Genomic DNA, 5,401 nt, shown 5'->3' with positions numbered 1-5,401 from the left:
GACGCTTGATGAAATTGAAGAAGTCCTTCACTTTGTAGACTTGGATGTCATTCAACTTCATGGAAATGAAACGGTTTCTGATTTGCTGAAAATCAAAGAAGCTACGGGATTGCCTGTATGGAAGGTCATTCACCATCAAAATGACGGACGAAAACAGATGGATCTTTTCCAGGGAGTTGCCGACGGGTATGTCATCGATTCCAAGGTGAAAGGCGCATACGGCGGGACGGGGGTTCGCTTTGATTGGGAAGCGGTTCCCGGATACCGCGATTTTGCCCTTGAGCAGGGCGTACCCTGCCTGATCGCTGGAGGAATTAATACCGAAAATATTGGAGAATTGTTAAGCCATAAGCCTGAAGGCATCGATCTTTCCAGTGGAATCGAAATGAATGAACAAAAAGACATAAGTAAAGTCCAAACAATCATGAAAGAGGTGGAACGGAATGTTGCAAGTTTTTCCAGACATTAAAGGCCGATTCGGAGACTTTGGAGGGAAGTATGTCCCGGAAACGTTGATGGGGCCACTACAGGAACTCGAAGAAGCATTAGATGAAGCGATGGCAGATCCTTCGTTCCTCGAAGAGTATCACCACGTATTAAAGGAATATGCAGGCCGTCCGACCTCTCTATCCTACGCAGATAAAGTCAGCGCCCATTTAGGTGGAGCGAAAATCTATCTGAAGCGGGAGGACCTGAACCATACAGGGGCACATAAATTAAACAATGCGGTTGGCCAAGCGTTACTTGCGAAGCGGATGGGAAAACAGAAAATCATCGCTGAGACAGGCGCAGGTCAGCACGGTGTTGCATCTGCTACGGTCGCAGCAAAATTCGGCCTTGAATGTAAAGTGTTCATGGGAGAAGAAGATATTCGCCGTCAGGAATTGAATGTCTTCCGCATGAAGCTGTTAGGAGCGGAAGTTGTTTCTGTATCAAGCGGAAACGGTACACTGAAGGATGCGACCAATGAAGCAATCCGTTACTGGGTAGCCAACTGCGAGGACCACTTTTATCTCATCGGATCGGTCGTTGGCCCTCATCCATACCCACGTATGGTCCGTGATTTCCAGCGGGTAATCGGAGACGAGTCGAAAGAGCAATTTTTACAAGTGGAATCAGAGCTGCCTGACCGCATTTACGCATGCGTCGGCGGGGGAAGTAATGCGATGGGCATGTTTTACCCATTCCTTAATGATGAAGCGGAGCTGATCGGAGTAGAAGCGGCCGGGAAAGGGATTGATACGCCTGAACATGCTGCGACACTATCTAAAGGGACGCCAGGCGTAATCCATGGTTCCCTGACGTATTTGATGCAGGATGAAAACGGGCAAATTACCGAGCCGTATTCAATTTCTGCAGGACTAGATTATCCTGGTATTGGTCCAGAACATGCACACCTTTTCCAATCCCGTCGTGTCCGCTATGAAGCAATTACCGACCAAGAAGCCTTAGATGCGCTTAAACTTTTGACGGAAACAGAAGGCATCATTCCAGCGATTGAAAGTGCTCATGCCTTAGCCCAGGCCTTCAAGGAAGCACCTGAAATGTCTAGAGATCAAACCATCTTGATTAACTTATCAGGTCGTGGAGACAAGGATATGGCGACACTGATGGATCATTTCGAGGAGGAGGTATAAGCGATGCTGACGAAAACATCATTCCAAGGAAAACTGACCAAAACCGAGAACCTGTTCATTCCATTTGTGGTAGCAGGGGATCCAGATCCTGAAATGACGATCCAATATGCGCTCCGGCTGCAAGAAGAAGGAGCGGATATCCTTGAGCTCGGCGTCCCTTATTCCGACCCTCTAGCTGATGGGCCGACGATTCAGAGGGCAGCAAAACGCGCCTTGAATGCAGGTATGTCGCTAAGAAAAGCGATCAAGCTCGTCCCAGAACTTCGAAAGCACGGCGTTGAGATTCCAGTCGTGATTTTCACTTATTATAATCCTGTGCTCCAGATCGGTCATGAAGACTTTTTCAAATTGTTAGAAGAAAACGGAGCAGAAGGCGTATTAATCCCTGATCTTCCTTACGAAGAAAGTGAAGAGGTAAGAGGCTTGGCAGAAGAGAAGAACATTGAGTTCATCTCTCTTGTCGCACCGAATTCGGATTTAAGGATCAAACAAATTGCTGAGCATGCCCGGGGTTTTCTCTATTGTGTATCAACGCTTGGTGTTACAGGAGAGCAGAATAAAGGAATGTCGGCTGAATCACTTTCTTTCATTAAAAAAGTGAAAGAGCACAGTCCTGTTCCTGTAGCTGTTGGATTTGGCATCTCTTCCAATGAAGATGTGAAACTCGTCCGTAAACAAGCCGACGGGGTGATCATCGGAAGTAAAATCATCCGCTTGATTGAAGATGGTCTGGAACATGTCGAGAAAGGAAACCGAGATGCAGCTTTAGAGAATTTTTCGAATGGTATCCATGAGCTTGTAAAGTAGGTTAGCAAGAGAGCAGAGAGGAGTAGAGCAGAGATGATCTATATGATCGACCATTACGATTCGTTCACGTACAACCTTGTCCAGTATTTAGGTGAGCTTGGAGAAGAGGTCATCGTCAGACGGAACGATAAAGTGGAGCTAGCAGAGATTGACGAGTTGAAGCCTGATTTGATATTTCTATCTCCAGGACCTTGTTCCCCTGATGAAACAGGGGTCACGCTGGAGGTCATTGACCGGTATAAAGATAAAATTCCGATGTTCGGCGTCTGCCTCGGTCATCAGGCCATTGCGCAAGTGTTCGGAGGGAATGTCGTTCGGGCGGATCGACTGATGCACGGGAAATCTTCGAACATCTTTCACGATGGCAGAGGCATTTATAAAGGGTTAAACAACCCAATGGAAGCCATGCGCTATCATTCTCTCATCGTTGAGTTGCCCGGATTACCGGATTGCTTTGAAGTGACAGCCGCCACTGTTGAAGGAGAAATTATGGGGATCCGCCATTTAGATTACCCAATTGAAGGTGTGCAATTTCACCCGGAATCGATCGGAACAAATGATGGCAAACGGCTATTAAAAAATGTCATTCAAAATCGCATGAAAGCTATTTTATAAAGCAAGGAGCTGATATCTATTTTAGATATCAGCTCTTTTTTTGTAGGCTAAAAGAACTAATTTCGCTATAAAATTCTGGAATGGAATTGTTAATTTATTAGAAATTTCATAAGAATAAAGCAATTTTTGTATCCTCTGTCGTTATCGCTTTCATAAATGATTGTAAATATATAACATCAGACAAATAGGTGGTCAATTGACTCGTTTTTCCCATCATTCCGACATTTTTACAAAGATTAAAAGTATGATAGATTAGGTAACGTTGTGTTCAGAGGACGTGTACATATCGGCCGATGTGAAAAGATTTAACCTCAACTTAGAACCAGCCAACTAAAAACATCAGGAGATGATTCAGTAGTTATGGAACTGCAACAAGATCCAACTCTTCTATGGTTTATAGCCATTTATGGAATAATTATGGTCGGAATCGGCATATTCATGTCGAAAAAAGTTGCCGGAAGTGAAGATTTCGTATTAGCCGGTAAAAGTTTAGGACCTTTCGTATTGATGGGAACACTATTAGCTACATGGACTGGGAGTGGAAGTATTTCAGGCGGTGAAACTTCTATGGCCTTCAGCTATGGAATTTTGCCATCCTTTATGATGATGCTCCCAACGTTAGTCGGTATTATCATTCTTTATGTCGTCGCACCTAAAATCCGTGAACACGGAAAATTCACCGTTGCCGGGATTTTAGAAGCGAAATACGGTCGTACAGCCCGTAACCTTGCGAGTGTCATTATAATTCTAGCCTATGTAGGTATCGTATCTTATCAAATGAAAGGCTTTGGCTTTATTCTTAATTTGACGACGGGCATGTCCGTCGGAGCAGGAACCATGATCGGTGCAGGAATGATTATTTTCCTTGCGATGATCGGCGGACTTCGTTCTGTTTCCCAAACCGATGCCATCAGCGGTTTCTTAATGGTCGGAGGCTTGATTATTACCGTTCCTACCATCTTTATCGTCGCAGGCGGATGGAGTGAAATCGTCGCGAACGTGCCTGAGTCCCACATGAGTGCAACGGGCGGTCTGACGACGATTCAAATGATCGGTTACTTGCTGCCTTCATTATTCTTATTATTAGGTGACCAAAACATGTATCAGCGCCTTGCTTCCTCGAAAGGAAACAAAGCAGCGAAACGTGCACAACTGGGATGGTTGATCGCGATGCTCGTTATTTCCCCATCTATTTCCTTGATTGCATTTGCGTCCCGTTCCTTATTCCCTAACATCGATCCAGGAATGGCGCTTATGGCTACAACCGTAGCTATGCCTGTTGCTGTCGGAGGAATTTTGCTGGCAGCTGCCGCTTCCTTCATTATTACGACAGGAAACTCATATCTGTTATCAGCTGCTACGAACTTAACGTACGACCTTTACGGAAAGTATGTGAACAAGGATGCCTCTGATAAAAAACTTCTATCTATGACGCGTATCTTCATCGTCGTGCTAGGATTGCTTGCATTCTTAATTATCAGCTACTTCCCTACGGTCCTCAGTGTTCAAATGTATGCGTACACTGTTTACGGTGCAGGACTAACACCTGCTGTGCTAGCCGTTTTCTTCTGGAAACGCGTCAACGCTGTCGGCGGGGTAAGCTCAATGGTTGCCGGAGTTGTCGCAACCCTTACATGGGAAGTACTCCTGCAGAAACCATTTGAGGTCAATAGTGTTGTTGTCGCTGTCCCTGTCGCTATCATCGTCTTGATAGTTGCTACTCTATTAACGACGAGCAACTATCAAACTCGTGAAGCGCCATCCAATGCGTAATAGTAGAATAAACGAAAGTCTCTCGGTTCAACCAGAATCGAGGGACTTTTTGTTTTGGTAAAAATAGGGTGGAGAGTAATTCGAAATAATCATTATTAAGAGTTTTGTCGAAAAACGGACAGAAAAATTGTCGAACTACTTAATTATTGTAAATAGTTATGAAAACGCTTGAAAGGAGGTGAAACCTTTGAACCTTCGAACCGTTATGACGATCATGACTTTTATAGTTGTGTTTACGGCTATTCCATTTGCGGTTTCTGCTGAAAAAGGAAACGAGGGCAAAGGGCAAGGAGAAGAAACTTCTGAAGCCCATCGGCCAGAGAAGCCGAGTGTTGTGGAAACCAAAAGCTCAAAAGAAGAGACTGCGTCTCGTGAGCGGGAAATGGATTCTAAACAGAGTCCAGGAGTGGATCAGGCGAAAAATAAGACGCAAGAGACGGCTGCTTCTATAGAGCAAAAGAAACCTGATCATGCCAATCAGCCCCCTGAACACTCAAACTCAGAACGGGCAGATGACCACGGTCAGAATTCCAAAGCTGATAAAAAGATAGATAGAGAAAAGAAAAATA

At 44.8% G+C, this 5,401-nt stretch carries 6 protein-coding genes; all 6 read left to right on the top strand.

Going from position 1 to position 5,401, the window contains the following annotated elements:
- Window positions 1–469 (top strand): phosphoribosylanthranilate isomerase (locus LD39_RS18255; protein ID WP_035551298.1); only part of this gene is annotated, 469 nt, incomplete at its 5' end.
- Window positions 444–1,637, top strand: a complete 1,194-nt coding sequence (gene trpB / locus LD39_RS18250; protein WP_035551295.1) for a tryptophan synthase subunit beta — start codon at window positions 444–446, stop codon at window positions 1,635–1,637. The genes LD39_RS18255 and trpB, both read left to right, overlap by 26 nt.
- 3 nt (window positions 1,638–1,640) lie before the next feature.
- The gene (gene trpA, locus LD39_RS18245) at window positions 1,641–2,444 is read left to right on the top strand and encodes a tryptophan synthase subunit alpha (protein WP_035551293.1); all 804 of its coding nucleotides are present in this window, start codon (window positions 1,641–1,643) and stop codon (window positions 2,442–2,444) included.
- A 33-nt stretch (window positions 2,445–2,477) separates the two neighbouring features.
- On the top strand, window positions 2,478–3,059 hold the full coding sequence (locus LD39_RS18240; protein ID WP_035551290.1) for an aminodeoxychorismate/anthranilate synthase component II: 582 nt from the start codon (window positions 2,478–2,480) through the stop codon (window positions 3,057–3,059).
- Window positions 3,060–3,419: 360 nt separating this feature from the next.
- On the top strand, window positions 3,420–4,832 hold the full coding sequence (locus LD39_RS18235; protein ID WP_035551287.1) for a sodium:solute symporter: 1,413 nt from the start codon (window positions 3,420–3,422) through the stop codon (window positions 4,830–4,832).
- A gap of 187 nt (window positions 4,833–5,019) precedes the next feature.
- Window positions 5,020–5,401 (top strand): hypothetical protein (locus LD39_RS18230; RefSeq protein ID WP_035551284.1); only part of this gene is annotated, 382 nt, incomplete at its 3' end.

Origin of the sequence: Halobacillus sp. BBL2006 (assembly GCF_000786645.1) — a bacterium.
Classification (GTDB): domain Bacteria; phylum Bacillota; class Bacilli; order Bacillales; family Halobacillaceae; genus Halobacillus.
Note: the sequence above shows the minus strand (reverse complement) of the source record. Positions and strands in the feature narration are given on the sequence as shown.

What these genes read in the sequence shown, in the direction of transcription:
- trpB (WP_035551295.1), top strand. Translation starts at nt 444, where the DNA reads ATGTTGCAAGTTTTTCCAGACATTAAAGGCCGATTCGGAGACTTTGGA.
- trpA (WP_035551293.1), top strand. Translation starts at nt 1,641, where the DNA reads ATGCTGACGAAAACATCATTCCAAGGAAAACTGACCAAAACCGAGAAC.
- LD39_RS18240 (WP_035551290.1), top strand. Translation starts at nt 2,478, where the DNA reads ATGATCTATATGATCGACCATTACGATTCGTTCACGTACAACCTTGTC.
- LD39_RS18235 (WP_035551287.1), top strand. Translation starts at nt 3,420, where the DNA reads ATGGAACTGCAACAAGATCCAACTCTTCTATGGTTTATAGCCATTTAT.